The organism is Bradyrhizobium sp. CIR18 (genome assembly GCF_014198295.1).
GTDB lineage: Bacteria > Pseudomonadota > Alphaproteobacteria > Rhizobiales > Xanthobacteraceae > Bradyrhizobium.
Map to the genome: position 1 here is coordinate 853,805 of NZ_JACIHF010000002.1, position 18,317 is coordinate 872,121.

Annotated in this window: 16 protein-coding genes; 12 read left to right on the forward strand and 4 right to left on the reverse strand. The window is 64.6% G+C overall.

Going from position 1 to position 18,317, the window contains the following annotated elements; genetic code table 11:
- The first annotated feature begins 2 nt into the window (after positions 1-2).
- Positions 3-1,223 carry a glycosyltransferase family 4 protein gene (locus GGD65_RS12545; protein ID WP_183235444.1) on the forward strand — a complete coding sequence of 407 codons (1,221 nt, stop codon included), beginning with the start codon at positions 3-5 and terminating at the stop codon, positions 1,221-1,223.
- Positions 1,220-2,167, forward strand: coding sequence for an NAD-dependent epimerase/dehydratase family protein (locus GGD65_RS12550; RefSeq protein WP_183235445.1), 948 nt, complete (start codon positions 1,220-1,222; stop codon positions 2,165-2,167). The genes GGD65_RS12545 and GGD65_RS12550 overlap by 4 nt, the downstream gene beginning before the upstream one ends.
- On the opposite strand, the gene GGD65_RS12555 is transcribed toward GGD65_RS12550, so the two are convergent.
- Positions 2,155-3,189 carry an MraY family glycosyltransferase gene (locus GGD65_RS12555; protein ID WP_409362738.1) on the reverse strand — a complete coding sequence of 345 codons (1,035 nt, stop codon included), beginning with the start codon at positions 3,187-3,189 and terminating at the stop codon, positions 2,155-2,157. The two genes, GGD65_RS12550 and GGD65_RS12555, sit on opposite strands and share 13 nt — an antisense overlap.
- Positions 3,186-4,145 carry a lysylphosphatidylglycerol synthase transmembrane domain-containing protein gene (locus tag GGD65_RS12560; protein ID WP_018317383.1) on the reverse strand — a complete coding sequence of 320 codons (960 nt, stop codon included), beginning with the start codon at positions 4,143-4,145 and terminating at the stop codon, positions 3,186-3,188. Before GGD65_RS12560 ends, GGD65_RS12555 begins: the two co-directional genes overlap by 4 nt.
- A 220-nt stretch (positions 4,146-4,365) precedes the next feature.
- Here GGD65_RS12560 and GGD65_RS12565 point away from each other — a divergent pair, with 220 nt between their 5' ends.
- From GGD65_RS12565 to GGD65_RS12590, 6 genes are all read left to right on the forward strand, one after another.
- Positions 4,366-5,355 (forward strand): SDR family NAD(P)-dependent oxidoreductase, encoded by a 990-nt coding sequence (locus GGD65_RS12565; RefSeq protein WP_183235446.1) that lies wholly within the window; start codon positions 4,366-4,368, stop codon positions 5,353-5,355.
- A gap of 7 nt (positions 5,356-5,362) precedes the next feature.
- Complete coding sequence (locus tag GGD65_RS12570) at positions 5,363-6,775, forward strand: mannose-1-phosphate guanylyltransferase/mannose-6-phosphate isomerase (protein WP_179737726.1); 1,413 nt, start codon at positions 5,363-5,365, stop codon at positions 6,773-6,775.
- 181 nt (positions 6,776-6,956) lie between these two features.
- Complete coding sequence (locus GGD65_RS12575) at positions 6,957-7,961, forward strand: Gfo/Idh/MocA family protein (protein ID WP_018317380.1); 1,005 nt, start codon at positions 6,957-6,959, stop codon at positions 7,959-7,961.
- An 11-nt stretch (positions 7,962-7,972) separates the two neighbouring features.
- Positions 7,973-9,160, forward strand: a complete 1,188-nt coding sequence (locus GGD65_RS12580) for a DegT/DnrJ/EryC1/StrS aminotransferase family protein (protein WP_283813659.1) — start codon at positions 7,973-7,975, stop codon at positions 9,158-9,160.
- 254 nt (positions 9,161-9,414) lie between these two features.
- Entirely contained in the window at positions 9,415-10,941 is a 1,527-nt protein-coding gene (murJ, locus tag GGD65_RS12585) for a murein biosynthesis integral membrane protein MurJ (RefSeq protein ID WP_179737727.1), read from the forward strand.
- Positions 10,942-11,160: 219 nt separating this feature from the next.
- Positions 11,161-11,616: a DoxX family protein gene (locus GGD65_RS12590; protein ID WP_183235515.1), complete on the forward strand. Its 456-nt coding sequence runs from the start codon at positions 11,161-11,163 to the stop codon at positions 11,614-11,616.
- A gap of 204 nt (positions 11,617-11,820) precedes the next feature.
- Here the strand turns inward: GGD65_RS12590 and GGD65_RS12595 are convergent, their stop codons facing one another.
- The gene (locus tag GGD65_RS12595; protein ID WP_183235447.1) at positions 11,821-11,970 is read right to left on the reverse strand and encodes a hypothetical protein; all 150 of its coding nucleotides are present in this window, start codon (positions 11,968-11,970) and stop codon (positions 11,821-11,823) included.
- Between the two features lie 702 nt (positions 11,971-12,672).
- Here GGD65_RS12595 and GGD65_RS12600 point away from each other — a divergent pair.
- From GGD65_RS12600 to GGD65_RS12615, 4 genes are all read left to right on the forward strand, one after another.
- Positions 12,673-12,948 (forward strand): DUF1127 domain-containing protein, encoded by a 276-nt coding sequence (locus tag GGD65_RS12600; RefSeq protein WP_183235448.1) that lies wholly within the window; start codon positions 12,673-12,675, stop codon positions 12,946-12,948.
- 320 nt (positions 12,949-13,268) lie between these two features.
- A complete protein-coding gene (locus tag GGD65_RS12605; RefSeq protein ID WP_183235449.1) occupies positions 13,269-15,578 on the forward strand; it encodes a xanthine dehydrogenase family protein molybdopterin-binding subunit in 2,310 nt (769 codons plus the stop codon).
- Positions 15,579-15,672: 94 nt separating this feature from the next.
- Positions 15,673-16,122 (forward strand): cytochrome c, encoded by a 450-nt coding sequence (locus GGD65_RS12610; RefSeq protein ID WP_018317373.1) that lies wholly within the window; start codon positions 15,673-15,675, stop codon positions 16,120-16,122.
- Between the two features lie 305 nt (positions 16,123-16,427).
- A complete protein-coding gene (locus tag GGD65_RS12615) occupies positions 16,428-17,711 on the forward strand; it encodes a cystathionine gamma-synthase family protein (protein ID WP_183235450.1) in 1,284 nt (427 codons plus the stop codon).
- A gap of 73 nt (positions 17,712-17,784) precedes the next feature.
- On the opposite strand, the gene GGD65_RS12620 is transcribed toward GGD65_RS12615, so the two are convergent.
- Complete coding sequence (locus GGD65_RS12620; protein ID WP_018317371.1) at positions 17,785-18,201, reverse strand: CHRD domain-containing protein; 417 nt, start codon at positions 18,199-18,201, stop codon at positions 17,785-17,787.
- Positions 18,202-18,317 lie beyond the last annotated feature (116 nt).

Below are 18,317 nucleotides of genomic sequence, written 5' to 3' on the forward strand. Positions count from 1 at the left end.
CCATGCAGCCTCGGGGCAAGATCGTCGTCGCGAGCCAGCATTATCCGCCGGATACGAGCACGACGGCGGCGATCATGGCCGAGATCGCCTGCCGTCTCGCCGCCGAGCGCGAGGTCGTCGTGCTCTCGGGCTGGCCGGGCGCATTGCCGGCCTTGCAGACCGGCCCGGGCAAGCCGCGTGTCATCGCAATCAAGAACCGCATGGCGGGCAAGGCGGCGCTGGTGCGGCGCGGGGTGTCCGAGTTGCTGTTCGCGGCGCGCACGTTCTTTGCCTTGCTGCGCGAGCTTAAGGCAGGCGACGTTGTGCTCACGGTCACCGCCCCGTTCATGCTGCCTTACGCGGTGGCGGCGGCAGCCAGGTTCAAGGGCGCGCGCTCGGCGCTGATCATGCACGACCTCTTTCCCGACGTGCTGGTGATGGCGGGCCTGCTGAAACCGGGCTCGTTCGTGACGCGGACGATGCGCGCCGCCAACAGCCTGATGTTCCGCGCCCTCAATGCCGTCATCACCATTGGCCGCGACGCTGAGCGGCCGCTGCTGAGCTATGCTGGGATGACGCGGAACAAGATCCGCTTCATCCCGAACTGGGCGACGCTCGTGCCCGCGTCGCGGCCGGTCAATTCGGGCAACCCGTTCCGCAAGGCGCTTTCGGCGCGCTTCATTGTCGGCCTGTCGGGCAATCTCGGGTTCACCCATGATCCGGAGATCGTGTTCGAGGCGGCGCGGCTTCTGAAGGACGAGACCGACATTCACTTCCTGCTGTCCGGCTGGGGCATCGGCTTCGAACGGCTGAAGCAGTTGCAGGCGGCGGCGAACCTGCCCAATGTCTCCTTTGTCGGGCGGGTCGAGGATGCCGAGCTCGAGGCGTTCCTGGCGTCCGCCGATCTCTGGATCATTCCGTACCGGAAGGACGTGGCGGGGGTGTCGGTGCCGAGCCGGTTCTACAATCTGCTGGCGGTCGGCCGTCCCGTGGTGCTGGTGTCCGAGCCGGAGGCCGAGGCCGCCTTGACGGTGGTGGAGAACGGGCTCGGCTGGGTCGTGACGCCGGGCCGCCCGGACCAGCTCGCCGCTGCGATCCGCGCGGCGTCCCGTTCCACCGACGATGCGATGACGGAGCGCGCGGTGAGGACGGCATTGCGATTCGACCGGACGACGGCGATGAACGCCTATGCCGGTGTGATCGACGAATTGTTGCACACCCCGAACCTTTCGGAGCAACGATGAGCGAGAAGAAACCGGTGGTGCTGGTGACGGGAGCGAGCGGCTTCGTCGGCCGTCATGTCGTGCCGGCGCTCCAGCGCGAGGGATGGTCGGTCCGCCGCGCGGTTCGCCGCGCGGAAGGTGCCGACGACGAGGTCGTGATCGAAACGATCGGTCCCGAGACCGATTGGCAGGCCGCGCTGGAAGGCGTCAACGCCGTCGTTCATCTCGCCGCGCGCGTGCACCACAAGCACGAGGAGCATGCGGTCCAGCTCTACCGCAACGTCAACATCGCCGGCACGCTGCATCTGGCGCGCTGTGCGGCGACGGCCGGCGTGCGCCAGTTCGTCTTCATCAGCACCGTGCTCGTGCACGGCCGCAGCAACGAGGGCCGCGCCCCGTTCAGCGAGAGCGACATCCTGACGCCGCGCGGCCTCTACGGCATGTCCAAGGCTGCGGCCGAAGCGGGCTTGAGGACGCTGGCGCGCGACAACGACATGAAGATCTCGGTGATCCGGCCGCCGCTGGTCTATGGCGCCGGCGCCAAGGGCAATTTTGCGCTGCTGACGCGCGCGGTCCAGCTTGGGCTGCCGCTGCCCGTTGCCGCGATCCGCAATCACCGCGCCTTCCTTGCCGTGCAGAACCTGTCCTCGTTTATCCTGCGCCGGCTCGGCCATCCCGATCCCACCAGCAATTTCGAGATCTTCCTCGTCGCCGACAGGGAGCAGGTCTCGACGCCCGAATTCATCACCCGTCTGGCCGAAGCGGCCGGCAAGAACCTGCGGCTGTTCGGCGTGCCGCCGGGCCTGCTCAGCACGCTGCTCAATGTCATGGGCCGGCAGGATACGCATGACAGCCTGATCGGCTCGCTCGAGCTCAACATCTCGAAGGCGCTCGCGACCGGTTGGCAGCCGCAGGTCTCCCTCGACGAGGGGTTGCGGCTGGCGCTGTCGGCTCAGGATGCCTGAGGGCGGGAAAAGCGCCGCAGCACGAAGGCGACCCCGAGCGCGCCTGCGATCACGGAGACGATCGTGACGGTCGTCGAGCCGGCGCGAACGCTGACGATGGCAAGCAATGCCAGCACGAGATTGAGTGCGAACACCTCGCCGATCACCTGCTTGACCGTGAAGCCATTGTCGGTGGCGCGCTGATAGAAGTGCGTGCGGTGTGCCGACCAGAATGGTTCGCGCCGCGCGATGCGCCGAAACAGCGTGATGGTGGAATCCGCAAGATAATAGGCCGGCAGCAGCAGCGCCGCGGCGGGCTGTCCGTGCCAGGCGAGCTCCAGCAGGCACCAGCCGAGCAAGAGGCCGATCGGCAGGCTGCCGACATCGCCCAGGAAGACCTTTGCGGCGGGACGGTTGAACGGCGCAAAGCCGAGCATGGCTCCGCACAGCGCGGTGGCGAGCAGCGCCGCGGACGGCGAGAGGTCGCCATACCATCCGAGCAATCCGAGCGCGGCCGTGACAGGCACCACCTCCGCCACGGTCATCAGGTCGAGCCCGTCCATGAAATTGACGAGGTTCACGAACCAGATTCCGGCGAGCAGGATGAGGCCGCGCTCGAGCGCGAGCGGCAGCGCCGGCACGATGCGCGCGGTCTCCGGTGTCGTGAAGACGACGGCGGCCACGGCTCCCGCCTGCAGCACGAGGCGGAGCAGCACGGGCAGGGGCCTGATATCGTCGACGAGCCCGACCACCGCGATCACGACGGCGGAGCCGATCAGGGGCAAGGGAATCGCGCCGTGCGTCCAGGCCGCCCAGAACGCAGCCACCAGCAGCGTGGCCGCGACAACCGCGATGCCCGCACCTTGCGGGGTCGGAATCTTGTGTGACGAGCGTGCGTTCGGACGCGCCAGTGCATAACGCTGCAGCAGCGGCATGCTCTGCCAGGTGACGCAGGCCGAGATCAGTGCAGCCAGCACGGCCGGCGCAAGCGCGAACAGCACCAGCCCGGCCGCAAGGTCCGGACCCGCGACGAGGGTCGTCACTCCGGTACTCCGATCGGCTTCGACCCCTGCGCGGCTTTCTCCGCGCTGAGGATCCAGACCAGGCCGCCGAACGCACCGACGATGAAGGACACGGCGCCGAACAGCAGCGAGACGTTGACGCCCTCGTTGGCGGCCAAGCCGGCGAAGCCGAACGCCAGGCCCATCGTGGCTTCACGCACGCCCCAGCCGGCAATCGAGATCGGCATCATCGTGATCAGCATCACGGGCGGCACCAGCAGGAAGACGTCGCTGAAGCGAACCGGGGCCGCAATCGACTGCACGACGCACCAGGCGATGACGACGGCGAGCACGTGAACGAGCACCGACAGGATTGCGATGATCGGTCCGCGGCTGCGGCTGAAGATCACGCGGTTCGCGATCACGGCACAGGCGTGAATGTGATGCGTGGCCCACCAGGTCTTCAGCCAGCGCCATTTCAGCGCGCCGAAAACCAGGAAGCCGAGGCCGCCGGCGAGCGCCAGGAAATCGATGAGCAGCAGCGCCGAGCGCCCGTGCGGATCGGTGATGAGGGTGTAGCTCCAGGGCAGGCTCGCGACGATGAGAATCGCGAGCGCGATCAAGCCGATCGCGCGGTCGACGAAGATCGAATAGGTTGCCGCACGCCAGCCGGCGCCGGCGCGCGCCACCAGCCAGAGCCGGACCGCGTCGCCGCCGATCGCCGACGGCAGGGTCTGGTTGAAGAAGGAGCCGATCACGTTGTAGCGCATGGCGCGGCCGAGCTCGAGCGGCGCGCCGCAGACGGCGCTAATCTCGCGCCAGCGCAGCACGCCGACGAAGATCTGCAGGAAGGTGACCGCGATCGCGGCGCCGATCCAGAACAGGCTGGTCACGGTGAAGCGCGAAAACAATTCGGACAGATCGACCTTTCGCAGCGCCAGATAGAGCAGCGCCGCGGAAATCACGATTTTGGCCGTCGACAGCAGGATTCGGCGCATCTCGCCCGCATGAACAGGGTTTGCGAAGATTTGAGGCAACCCGACGCGAGCGCCGAATTCGGCCGCTTTGGTATGGTTTTGGCGCCGATCTTGCAATAGCCCTCGTGAGGCTCTCGTGAGCCCTCGTGGGGGGCATTATGGAGCGCATACAGCGGGCCTATTGCGATCACCTTGAGGTGACGGCTAAACAGGATCGGGCTAGGGATCCCCAGGGAACAGGATGACGGATCAGGCGATTTTGGTCACCGGGGCCGCCGGCTTCATCGGCTTTCACGTCGCCCGGCAGCTCCTGGGCGAAGGCCGCACCGTCGTCGGGCTCGACAATCTCAACAGCTATTACGATCCGGCATTGAAGCGGGCGCGCCTCACGCTATTGCAGAACGAGCCCCGCTTCTCCTTCGTCGAGGCCGATCTTGCCGACCGCGAGACGATGGCGGCGCTGTTTGCGCAACATCGTTTTACGGAGGTCGTGCATATGGCGGCGCAGGCCGGCGTGCGCTACTCGATCGAGCAGCCGCACGCTTATGCCGATTCCAATCTGGTGGGCTTTCTCAACGTGCTCGAAGGCTGCCGCAACAGCGGCTGTCGTCATCTCGTTTACGCCTCGTCATCCTCCGTTTATGGCGCCAACACAAAATTGCCATTTGCGGTTGCGGACCGGACCGACCATCCCGTGAGCTTCTACGCCGCGACCAAGAAGGCGAACGAGGTGATGGCGCAGTCCTACAGCCATCTCTATCGCCTGCCGGTCACGGGCCTGCGCTTCTTTACCATTTACGGGCCATGGGGACGGCCCGACATGGCCATGTTTCTGTTCGTAAACGCCATCATGGCGGGCAAGCCGATCCGGCTGTTTAACCATGGCCGAATGCGTCGCGACTTCACCTATGTTGATGATGTCACACGTGTAGTATCCAAGCTGATCGATCTTGTGCCTGCGGACGATCCGGCTGCCGCAAATGCGCCGTTTAAGCTCTACAATGTCGGCAATCACCATCCGGAGGAACTGATGCACGTCGTCGGTCTTCTGGAGCGGGAGCTGGGCCGGATGGCGATCAAAGAATTGCTGCCGATGCAGCCGGGAGATGTGCTGGAAACGTTCGCGGATGTCGAGGATCTGATGCGCGACACCGGCTTTGCACCGTCAACGCCGATCGAGCATGGGGTCCATAATTTTGTCACCTGGTATCGGGACTACTTCAAGGTTTGAGATGACGATGGACAAACGCATTATCCCCCTGATCATGTGCGGCGGTGCCGGCACGCGGCTGTGGCCGGCTTCGCGCGAGGTGCGGCCAAAACAGTTCCTGCCGCTGTTCGGCACGCGCTCGACTTTCCAGGACACGCTGCTGCGCGTCTCCGATCCCTCCCTGTTCGACCGGCCGATCGTCATCACCAATGCGTCCTATCGCTTCATGGTGCTGGAGCAGCTCGCCGAGATCGGCATCGAGGCCGACGTGATCCTCGAGCCGATGCGGCGCGATTCCGGACCTGCGATCGCGGCCGGCGCGGTGTTCGCGCAGAACCGCGCCAGTGAAGCCATCGTGCTCGCGCTCGCCGCCGATCACGTCGTGCAGGACAATGCCGCTTTCGTTGCCGCCTGCCGCGAGGGCCGTAACGCCGCGAGCACCGGGCGCATCGTCACCTTCGGCGTCAAGCCGGAGCGGCCGGCGACCGAATACGGCTATATCAACCCGGGCGAGGTGATCTCCGGCGAGGTGCATGCGGTCGCGCGCTTCGTCGAGAAGCCGGACGCGGTGAAGGCCTCCGACTACGTCAATTCGGGCTATCTCTGGAACAGCGGCAACTTCATGTTCCCGGCCAGCGTGCTGCTCGATGAATATCGCAGGGTCGATGCAGGAAGCGTCGAGGCCGTCACCAACGCGGTCAACAATGCCGGCCGCGATCTCGGCTTCGTCACGTTGGAGCCCGAGGCGTTCGGCGCGGCCAAGGCGATCTCGATCGACTATGCCGTGATGGAGAAGACCTCGCGCGCAGCCGTGGTGCCGGTGTCATGCGGCTGGTCCGATGTCGGCTCCTGGCACGCGGTGTGGGAGCTCTCCGACAAGGACGCGCAGGGCAATGCCTCGCACGGCGCGGCGGTGTTCGAAGACTCCCGCAACTGCAACGTCACCACCGACCAGGCGCTGGTCGCGCTCGAGGGCGTCGACGATCTCGTCGTGGTCGCGACCGCGGATGCGGTGCTGGTCTCGCGCCAGAAGGATGCCAACGGCCTGAAGCGTCTCGTCACGAAGTTGAAGGCGGTCGCGCCGAAGGTCACCGAGGAGCATCTCAAGGTGCATCGGCCCTGGGGCAGCTATCAGTCCGTCGACAATGGCGAGCGCCACCAGGTCAAGCGCATCGTGGTGAAGCCGGGCGGGCGGCTGTCGCTGCAGAAGCACCATCATCGCGCCGAGCACTGGATCGTGGTCCGCGGCGCCGCCCGCGTCACCGTCAACGAGGCCGTGAAGACCGTGCACGAGAACGAGTCGATCTACATCCCGATGGGCGCCGTGCACCGGATGGAGAACCCCGGTAAAATCATGCTGGAACTGATCGAGGTCCAGACAGGAAGCTATCTCGGGGAAGACGACATCATCCGGATTGAAGACGACTATCAAAGGTCGTAACCAGCAAACTCCGAATCACGTGACCCGGGCCAAAGACGCGATATTTTTCGGCTTAAGGCCCGGGGAACGTGTAACTTTTTGAATCAAATCGTGTCCGGGCCGCCAAGGCGGCATTCGCCACAAATGTGGCGTCCGTGCTAGAAGCGCGCCGGGGATTTGCGTTGAATCGGGGTTTACTCAGATGAGTTCCAAAGGGTCTGCACCGGCAAAGGCCGGCTTGCGCGTCGGCGTCATTGGCGCCGGCGTGATGGGGAGCAACCACGCGCGCGTGCTTGCGGGTCTTCCCGGCGTCAGCCTCGTCGGCGTCGTCGATCCTTCGCCGGCACATCGCACACGCGCGACGGAACTTGCCAATTGCGCAAGCTTCGAGACGCTCGACCAGCTCTTCGCCGAAGGCGTCGACGCCGTCACCATCGCAGCTCCCACCCATCTGCATCACGAGGTCGCGCTCGCCTGCATCGCCAGGAACATTCATGTTCTGGTCGAGAAGCCGATCGCATCCACGGTGGAGGAGGGCCGCGAGATCGTCGCTGCCGCGCAAAAGGCCGGCGTCACGCTGATGGTCGGCCATGTTGAGCGCTTCAATCCGGCGGTTGCCGCCGTCAAGCAGGCGATCGCTGGCGAAGACATTCTTTCCATCGCGATCACGCGCGTCGGCCCGTTCCCGCCGCGCATGTCCAATGTCGGCGTCGTCATCGACCTCGCCGTGCACGACATCGACCTGATCCGCTGGTTCACCGAATCCGACATCGTCGAGGTGCAGCCGCAATTGTCGAGCGCGGTCGCCGAGCGCGAGGACATCGCGCTGCTGCAGTTCCGCACCGAGAGCGGCGTGCTCGCCCACATCAACACCAACTGGCTGACGCCGTTCAAGGCGCGCAGCGTCACGGTCGCGACGCGCGGCAAATACGTGATGGGCGATCTGCTCACGCGCCAGGTCACCGAGTGCTTCGGCTTCAAGCCGGACGGCAGCTATTCGATGCGGCATCTGCCGGTCGGACATGACGAGCCGCTCCGCGCCGAGCTGATCGCGTTCCTCAAGGCGGTGCGCAACGGCGAGACGCCGGCGGTCACAGGCGACGAAGGCGTCGCCAGCCTCGAGATCGCGACGCAGTGCCTGGAGACGCCGTCGCGGCCCGCGGCCAAATCGCCCGCCCTCAAGGGCCCGCGCCGCGTCGCCGGCTGAACCCTTCATCCATGTCGACCATTCAAGAAGGCGCCAAGAGCCAGGTCATGAACCAGCATCTGCGTTCCGAACCCATTCCCTTCATCGACGTCGCCTCGCAGCGCCGCCGGCTCGGCGCTTCGCTGGATGCCGCGGTCAAGCGCGTTCTCGACCACTGCCAGTTCGTCAATGGCCCTGAAGTCGCCGAGCTCGAGAAGCAGCTCGCGACTTATAGCGGTGCCAAGCACGTGATCGGCTGCGCCAGCGGCACCGACGCGCTTCTCATGGTGCTGATGGCAAAGAACGTCGGCCCCGGCGATGCCGTGCTGTGTCCGTCCTTCACCTTCATCGCGACCGCGTCGCCGGCGGCACGGATGGGCGCGACCCCTGTCTACGTCGATGTCGACGAGACGACCTTCAACATGAGCCCGGAGTCGCTCAAGCGCGGCATCGCAATCGCCCGCAAGGCCTGCCTGAAGCCGGTTGCGGTCATTCCGGTCGATCTGTTCGGCCAGCCCGCCGACCACGATGCCATCGCCGAGATCGCCAGGGCCGAAGGCCTGTTCGTGATCGACGACGCCGCGCAAGGGTTCGGCGCGAGCTACAGGGGCCGCAAGCTCGGCACCTTCGGGCTCGCCACCACGACCAGCTTCTTCCCCGCAAAGCCGCTCGGCTGCTTCGGCGACGGCGGCGCGATCTTCACCGATGACGACGATCTCGCGGCCACCTTGCGCAGCATCCGCGTGCACGGGCAGGGCGTCGACAAATACGACAACGTCCGCCTCGGCCTGACCGGCCGGCTCGACACCATGCAGGCCGCGATCCTGATCGAGAAGCTGAAGATCTTCGACGACGAGATCGCCGCCCGCAACAAGGTCGCCGAGCGCTACGCGCGGGGCCTGAGCAACGTCGTGACCGTGCCGCGCCTGGCACCCGGCAACACCTCGGTCTGGGCGCAGTACACGATCCGCCTCCCTGAGGGCACCGATCGCGACGGCTTCGCGGCCGCGCTGAAAGCCCAGGGCGTGCCGACCGCGATCTATTACGGCAAGTCGATGCATCAGCAGACCGCCTACAAGCAATATCCGGTCGCCGAGGGCGGCCTGCCCGGTTGCGAGAGCCTGTCGCAGGATGTCATCAGCCTGCCGATGCACGCCTATCTGACCGAAGCCGATCAGGAGCGAATCATCGCCGCCGTCCGCGGCGCGATTGCGGGCTGATCGCTTACCCTCTCCCCCTGTGGGAGAGGGTGGCTCGCCGCATAGCGGCGAGACGGGTGAGGGGTCTCTCTCCACACGGTATGCGCTGAGAGATACCCCTCACCCGATTGAGTTTGCATCTACCAGCCTCGCTGCCCTCTCCCACAAGGGGAGAGGGCACGGCAATGCGCATCGCAGGCCGAGCGCCCGTCTTTTTTGATCACGTCAAACTTCAAAGCCTTATCGTTAGGCTGATTAGTCTCTAAAACAGACGCATGCTCGGACGCATCTTCACAGTCGGCGGATACACGCTGCTCTCGCGGCTGACGGGGTTTGCCCGCGACATCATGCTCGCGGCGATCCTCGGCGCCGGTCCCGTGGCCGACGCCTTTTTCGTCGCGCTGCGGCTGCCCAATCATTTTCGCGCGATCTTCGCCGAGGGCGCCTTCAACGCCGCCTGGGTGCCGGCCTATGCGCATGTCCATGGCGAAAAGGGCGCGGCGGCGGCGCGCCTGTTCGCCGACCGCATCTTCACGCTGCTGCTGGCCTCGCAGGTGGTGCTGTTGATCGTCGCCTGGCTGTTCATGCCGCAGGCCATGAGTATCCTCGCGCCGGGCTTCGGTGAGGATGCCGAGCAGCGCAAGCTCGCGATCGAGCTGACCCGGATCACCTTTCCCTATCTCCTGCTGATCACGCTGGTGACGCTCTATGGCGGCATGCTCAACGTGATGCAGCGCTTTGCCAGCGCCGCGGCCGCCTCGATCTTCCTGAACGTTTCGATGATGATGACGCTGGCGGTCGCCGTCTGGTTTCCGAGCGCGGGCCACGCCGCGGCCTGGGGCGTCCTGATCTCCGGTTTCCTGCAATATTTCCTGCTCGCCGGCGATCTCGCCCGCCATGGCGGTCTGCCGCGGTTTGCGCCGCTCAAGCTCGACGAAGACGTCCGCGGCTTCTTCAAGGCACTCGGCCCCGCGACGCTGGGCTCGATGGGCACGCAGGTGGCGCTGTTCGCCGACACCATCATCGCGACCTTCCTGCCGGCCGGCGCGCTGTCGGCGCTCTATTACGCCGATCGGCTCAACCAGCTTCCGATTGGCGTGATCGGCATCGCCATCGGCACCGTGCTGCTGCCGGAGATGTCGCGGCGGATCACCGCCAACGACCATGACGGCGCGATGAAGGCGCAACGCCGCGCTTTCGATTTCACGCTGCTGTTCTCGGTCCCGTTCGTGGCCGCGTTCCTCACCGTGCCCGACGAGATCATGCGCGCGCTGTTCGCGCGCGGCGCGTTCTCCAAGGCCGATGCGGTCGCCGCCGGCGGCACGCTCGCGGCCTACGCCATCGGCCTGATCCCGTTCGTGCTGATCCGCAGCGCGGTTGCGACCTTCTATGCGCGCAAGGATACGGCGACGCCGGTGCGGGCGTCGCTGACCGGCATCGCCGTCAACGTCGCGCTGAAGTTCGCCTTGATGGGGACGCTCGCGCAGATCGGACTTGCGCTCGCCACCGCCATCGGCGTCTGGACCAATCTGCTGCTGGTGCTGTTCTTCGCCGTGCGGCGCGGCTTTCTCGTGCTCGACCGCGCCTGGCTGATGTCGCTGGCCAAATTCCTGCTGACAGGGGTCATTCTCGCCGCCGCCTTCTGGCTGATCGCGCACTTCAGCGCTTCAGCTCTCGCCTCGATGCGCTTCCACGACGAGTTGACACTGGTCCTACTGGCCGTCGGTGGCACGATCGTCTACGCGCTTGCGATCCTCATCCTGTTCGGCCGCAGCTGGCTGGTCTCGCTGGTGCGCGGCTAGGCGTGTGCCGAAAGCCAACACGCCTAGCCCGCCGTCACCGCGCCGAAGAATCGCTTTGAACGCGGCCAACGCCGTGAGCGGATGGACCGTTTGTTGGGCCTCGGATGCACCAGGGGTCTACAGTGCGTCATGCCCCGCGGGGCGGCCTTCATGCGGTTCGCCAATCGTGATACGATATTCAGGTGCCGTCCTCAGGTAGCACGCGATGAGGCAGTGACCATGTCATTTCGCTCTCCCTGGTCCACATCTCGGATCGACCAGTTCGCCACCAGCAATGCCGACCTGCTGATCCTGATCGGCCGCATCCTGCTTGCATGGGTGTTTGTTGGAAGCGTGTATGGAGCACTTTCCAACTTCAGTGGCTCAGTGGGTTATTTTCGATCGCTCAACCTTCCAGTGCCGCAGCTGTTCACGACGACCACCGTCATCCTGGAAATACTGATATCGGTTGGTTTGATACTCGGCATTGGTACGCGCTACTGCGCAATTTTGATCTTTCTGTTTGTATTGTCGGCGACTGCGATCGCACATCGTTACTGGGAGTATCCCGCCGGTCCGCAACAGATCGGGCAGTACAATAATTTCCTGAAGAACATCTCGATATCAGGAGGCGCTCTGTTGATCCTGGTCACCGGAGGAGGCCGGTTCGCCCTCGATCGGAGGCTGGAAGGCTAAGCAGCGTTGTTCGTTTCAGCCGTTTCCTCAGCCTGATAGCCAATAACTTGCTTCGAGTGAGCATCGTCGGCCCCAGTAGGGTTGCGAGAGGTTGCAGCCGCACGATGTGCCGCGCTTGGTCCGTTCGTCTTGACGCCATCAACGCGAGGCGCAGCTCTGCCAGCTCGGCAGCTGCCAAGCCGTGCCTTTGCGGCCGTTACTACGTCACTTCGCCTTGTGCCTGAAAGCAACTTCGAGCAGATGGCTGACGAGATCTGAGAGCGGCTTCAGGCGCTCGCTTATTATCCTGAAGGAAAGCATCAGCCACGTCGCGAGCGCGGCACACCACAACAGGATTTCCAATGTTTCGGGCATGAGGACACCCATCAAAGCAATTACTGGAAATCCAAGCAGTGTTGCCGATCTGAACCCACCCGACAAGTCCTCCTAAAAGTGGCAACATGCTGAAACACTCGGAAGAACCGTTAGCTCGCCATGACATCGCCCAAGCACGGCGTCTGAGTGTACGCCGGGAAGCTGGACCATTCTGCTGCTGGTGCTCTTCTTTGCCGCGCGGCGCGGCTTTCTCGTGCTTGACCGCGCCTGGCGCATGTCGCTCGCCAAATTCCTGCTGACCGGGATCATCCTCGCCGCAGCGTTCAGGCGGATCGCGCGCCTCAGCGGTTCAGCTTTCGCCTCGATGCATTTCCATGACGAGTTGACGCTCGTCCTGCTCGCCGTTGGCGGCACGATTGTCCATGCTCTCGCGATCTCATCCTGTTGGCCGCAGCTGGCTTGTCTCGCTCGCGCGCGGCTAGGCAAGCAGGTGCTCGCCCCCAGGGTGCAACGGACATCGGCACATCTCTTGATTTTGCGCGATTGGCGTGCTATACGCGCTGCATGATTAAATGCTCGCGCACCGTCAACCGCAACCACATGACCCGCTTCGGCTGGGCCGTGGAAGGAGTCGTGCGCTAGCAATTCGACGACGACATCTTTTCCACCAGGCCCCGCCGGCATCGGACGGGGCCTTTTGTTTGGCCACGCTCCCTGCCGGCTCAACAGCAGGAGCATCCGATGCCACCACAACAGACCAACATCACAGCCGCGACGGAGGTCGACGCCGCAAGGCGTGGCCTCGACCTCTCCATCGTCCAGAGCCTACTCAGGCGATACTGGCGGGCGTTTCAGGATTGGCGGCCGCGCGCAGGGGTCGCCTTGCAGGACCTCAGCGACAGGGAGCTGATGGATATCGGCTTGACGCGCGGCGAGATCGACCGCATCGCGCCTGAACGCGCCATTGACAGACTGAGAGATAGCACGAGGACTCTGTGGGGCCGCGGCGGGATGTAAATGATCAACCACGCGACGTGGACACGCGCTTTGCGAACAAGCGGCGGTAAGCACCACTGCTTGTTTTCGGGCGCGCGTTTGTGGTGCAAGTTCGGTAACGATCCTGCCGTCGTGCCGCCTGGCCGGGACCATGTGCGCCGAGGCCGCCCGAGGGACCATCAATCTTCATACGGAAATGACCGGACTGCGGCCTGCCGGCCCCGCCCCGCTCTGACCGACGAGGTGGTTCTTCGCGGCTCGTGCCCGCCTAAAGCCGTTTGCCTTGCCAGTTTTTCCACGGCAATATGCCGGCAAAACAACCATGAGAACGGGAAGATAAAATGGCGGCTCCCATCAAGTTCGGCGTTGGCCAAAGCGTGCTGCGCAAGGAGGATGACGCGCTCATCCGCGGCAAGGGCCGCTATACCGACGATTATGCGCCGCAGGCTGCGCTCCGCTGCCTGATGCTGCGCTCGCCGCACGCGCATGCCAAATACACCATCGATGTGAGCCGCGCCCGCGGCTTGCCCGGGGTCGCGCTGATCCTGACCGCCGATGACGTCAAGGATCTCGGCAATCTGCCCTGCCTGTTCAACCTCGAGACCGATCCGTTCACCGGCCCGCCATACCCGATCCTGGCCAAGGACGAGGTGCGCCATGTCGGCGATGCCGTCGCCTTCGTCGTCGCCGAGACCATCGACCAGGCGCGCGATGCGATCGAGGCGATCGACGTCAAATGGAGCCCGCTCCCGGCGGTGACCGGCGTCGTCAACGCCGTCAAGAAGGGCGCGCCGCAAGTCTGGCCGGACAAGGCCGGCAACGTGCTGTTCGACGTCTCGATCGGCGACAAGGCGGCGACGGAAGCTGCTTTCGCCAAGGCGCATGCGGTCGCCGAGATTGCCATCGTCAATCCGCGCGTGGTTGCCAGCTTCCTGGAAACGCGCGCAGCGGTCTGCGAATATGACGCCAAGCGCGACCATCTGACACTGACGATCGGCAGCCAGGGCAGCCATCGCCTGCGCGACATCCTGTGCCAGAACGTGCTCAACATCCCCACCGACAAGATGCGGGTGATCTGCCCCGACGTCGGCGGCGGCTTCGGCACAAAGCTGTTTCCGTACCGGGAATACGCCCTGATGGCGGTCGCCGCGCGAAAACTGAAGAAGGCGGTGAAGTGGGCGGCAGATCGCTCCGAGCATTTCCTGGGCGATGCGCAGGGCCGCGACAACGTCACCACTGCGAAGATGGCGCTGGCCGAGGACGGCAAGTTCCTCGCGATGGACTGCGACCTGATGGGCGACATGGGCGCGTATCTGTCGACCTTCGGCCCCTACATCCCGCATGGCGGCGCGGGCATGCTGCCGGGCCTCTACGACATCCAGGCCTTCCACTGCCGGGTGCGCACCATCTTCACGCACAGCGTGCCGGTCGATGCCTATCGCGGCGCCGGGCGGCCGGAGGCGGCCTACGTCATCGAACGTCTCGTCGACGCCTGCGCGCGAAAGCTCGACATGACGCCCGATGCCATCCGTCGCAAGAATTTCATTCCGCCGAAGGCGCTGCCTTACAAGACCGCGACGGGCAAGGTCTATGATTCCGGCGATTTCGCCGCGCATCTCAAGCGCGCGATGGAGATCGCCGAGTGGAAGGAATTTGGCAAGCGCGCCAAGGCGGCCAAGAAGAACGGGCTGATCCGCGGCATCGGTCTTGCGAGCTACGTCGAGATCTGCGGCGTGATGGGTGAGGAGACGGCCAACGTCCGTCTCGATCCCAGTGGCGACGTCACCGTGCTGATCGGCACGCAATCGAGCGGGCAGGGCCACCAGACCGCCTATGCGCAGATCGTCGCAGAGCAGTTCGGCCTGCCGCCGGAGCGCGTGCATATCCGCCAGGGCGACACCGACGAGATCGCGACCGGCCTCGGCACTGGCGGCTCGGCATCGATTCCCACCGGCGGCGTCTGCGTGGAGCGTGCTGCGGGCGATCTCGGCAAGAAGCTGAAGGAGATCGCCGCGCAAGCGCTGGAAGCAAGTGCGGGCGACCTCGAGATCACCGATGGCGTGATCCGGATCGCCGGCACTGACCGCTCGATCTCCTTCGCCGACATTGCCAAGCGGCCCGGCGCCGATCCGTCGAAGCTGAACGGCAGCGCGACCTTCGCCAGTGCCGACGGCACTTACCCGAATGGGACGCATCTGGCGGAGGTAGAGATCGATCCGGCCACCGGCATCATCAGAATCGTCAACTACGTGATCGTCGACGATTTCGGCAAGACGCTCAACCCGCTGCTGCTGGCCGGCCAGGTGCATGGCGGCGCCATGCAGGGCATCGGCCAGGCGCTGATGGAGCAGGTGGTCTATGGGCCCAATGACGGCCAGCTCATCACCGCGACCTTCATGGACTACGCGCTGCCGCGCGCGGCGGACGGGCCGGCTTTCGTGTTCGAGACCGCCAACGTGCCCTGCAAGACCAATCCGCTGGGCGTGAAGGGGGCGGGCGAGGCCGGCGCGATCGGCTCCTGTCCGGCCGTCGTCAACGCCATCGTCGACGCCCTCTGGCGCGAGTACAAGATCGACCACATCGACATGCCCGCGACCCCCGAGCGAGTGTGGATCGCCATCAGCGAGCACCATCGCCGCCACAGCCTCTAGGCGGGATTCTTCCGCGGCGGGAATAAATGCCCGCTGCGGGGTTCTATCCATGGATGGGCCCATCCTCACCTCTGCGAGCCGGAGACGTTAGCCAATGAAAAGAACGATGATTGTCGTGGGCACCCTTTTGCTGGGGGCCGGCGCCGTGATGGCGCAACAGGAGATTGCCGTCCAGCAGGACAATCTGATGCGCTCGATCGCCAAGAACCAGTATGGCGTCATCCAGAAGATGACGAAGGGCGATATCCCCTTCGACCGGAAGGCTGCCGATCAGGCCATTGCCAGCATCGAGGCCGACGTCGCCAAGATCGCCAAGACCTTCGAGGTCAATCCCAAGCAGGACGTGGTGAACGCGACGTACGGTGCCTCGCAAAAGGTCTGGCAGAACAAGGCCGATTTCGACTCCAAGATTCCGCCAGTGCAGAAGGCGATCGCCGACGTCAAAGGCAAGATTACCGACGTCGCGAGCCTGAAAGCGGCCTATACCGCGATCAATGATCGCTGCAACGATTGCCACGAGACCTATCGGGTGAAGTTGAAATAGCGGGTTACAGAGTCCCTTGCCCGGATGAGCGAAGCGATATCCGGGGAGTCCAGCCGAGTTGATAGTCTGTCCCGGATGTCGCTTCGCTCGTCCGGGCTACATACTGCATTGGAATTATGAAGGGTGGTTGCGAAAGCGACCGCCCTTTTTCTGTGCGCAAGGTCTGACAGATCGCTGCCGGAGCAGCTATCTTCGAGCCAACGGCCGTGGCGTTGATGCGACGAGGCGCACCTCTTTCCCGACTGCCTCATTACATCAGGAGTTCCAACGCGCGGCGAAGACCCCAATCAACAGCGAGACAGGCCATGGCAAAACCGTTTCCGTCGAAGACCCACATCGGCAATCACATGCTGCACCCTGAAACGCTGATGCTGACCTATGGCTATGATCCGCAACTGTCGGAAGGCGCCATCAAGCCGCCGGTGTTCCTGACCTCTACCTTCGTGTTTAGGACGGCCGATGACGGGCAGGACTTTTTCGATTTCGTCGCCGGTCGGCGCGAGCCGCCGGAAGGCATGGGTGCGGGTCTGGTCTATTCGCGCTTCAACCATCCCAACAGCGAGATCGTCGAGGACAGGCTCTCGATCTACGAGCGCACCGAGAGCTGCGCGCTGTTCTCGTCCGGCATGGCGGCCATCGCCACCACGATCCTGGCTTTCGCTCGCCCGGGCGACGTCATCCTGCACTCACAGCCGCTCTATGGCGGGACGGAAACGCTGCTGACGAACACGCTGGCCCGCCTGTCGATCGGCGCCGTCGGCTTTGCCGACGGGATCGACGAAGCCGCCGTCAAGCAGGCCTCGGAGGAGGCCATGGCCAAGGGCCGCGTTTCGATGATCCTGATCGAGACCCCGGCCAACCCGACCAACGGCCTGGTCGATGTCGCCATGATCCGCCGCATCGCCGACGCTATCGGCAAGGCCCAGGGACACACGCCGATCATCGCCTGCGACAACACGCTGCTCGGACCGGTGTTTCAGCGGCCGATCGAGCACGGCGCCGACATTTCCCTCTACTCGCTCACGAAGTACGTCGGTGGTCATTCCGATCTGATCGCGGGCGCCGCGCTCGGCTCGAAGGCGCTGATGAAAGGCATCAAGGCGCTCCGGGGCGCCATCGGGACTCAGCTCGATCCGCATTCCTGCTGGATGATCAACCGCTCGCTCGAGACTCTGAGCCTGCGCATGGAAAAAGCCGATGCGAATGCGCGCCTCGTGGCGGATTATTTGCGCGATCACCCCAAGGTGGCCAAGGTCCACTATCTCGGTCATCACGAGGAGGCCTCGCCGGCCGGGCGTGTGTTCGCGCGGCAATGCCTGGGGGCGGGATCCACCTTCTCGTTCGACATCGTCGGCGGCAAGGACGCTGCGGTCAAATTCCTCAACGCGCTGCAGATCCTCAAGCTGGCGGTCAGCCTCGGCGGCACGGAATCGCTCGCCAGCCTGCCTGCGACCATGACCCATTCCGGCGTCCCCGCCGACATCCGCCGGAAAATCGGCGTGCTCGATTCCACGATCCGGCTGTCGATCGGCATCGAGAATCCCTCCGACTTGATTGCCGACCTCACGCAGGCGCTGAACGCGGCTTAAGGCGCGGCCGGAATCGAAAAGGCCGGACGCCCCTCCTGCGCCCGGCCTTCACGCAACGAAGCAGCGTCGCGGCTTACTTCGTCACCTGGCCGCGGATCTCGCCGCCCGGGTTCGCCGCGGTGTGGATGTTAATGTAGAGCTTGCCGCCGAGCAGATCGGCGGCCTGCGCGTCGGTGAGCGTCGCTTCGCCCTTGACCGGGCTCGCGGCCGCATTCGGGATCGCAACGGCCACGCCTGCGTTCTTGCCGGCCTCGGCCGGGCCGTGGAAATGCGCGGCGGTGGCGGGGCCGGAGAGCCCGGAATAAGTGACGGTCCACGACAGCTTCTTGCTGGCGGCATCATAGTCCAGATCGGCGGTTCCGGTGCCGCTGGTGGTCGTTGCCGGCACCTCGGACTTGCCGTCGAGCGTTGCTTTCAGCTTTTCGGCGCTGGCCGGGCCGGCAAAAGCAACGGCACCGAGCGCTAAGGCGGCAATGACGGTCTTGTTCATGACATTCTCCCTGCTGAGCCCGTTCGGGCTGCCAAACTTTCAACAGCCGGCGTTTCAGTTTATTCCCGTTTCCGGCCGGGGCTGGCTAAATTCTTCGTGGTTGGAGTCGCGACGGC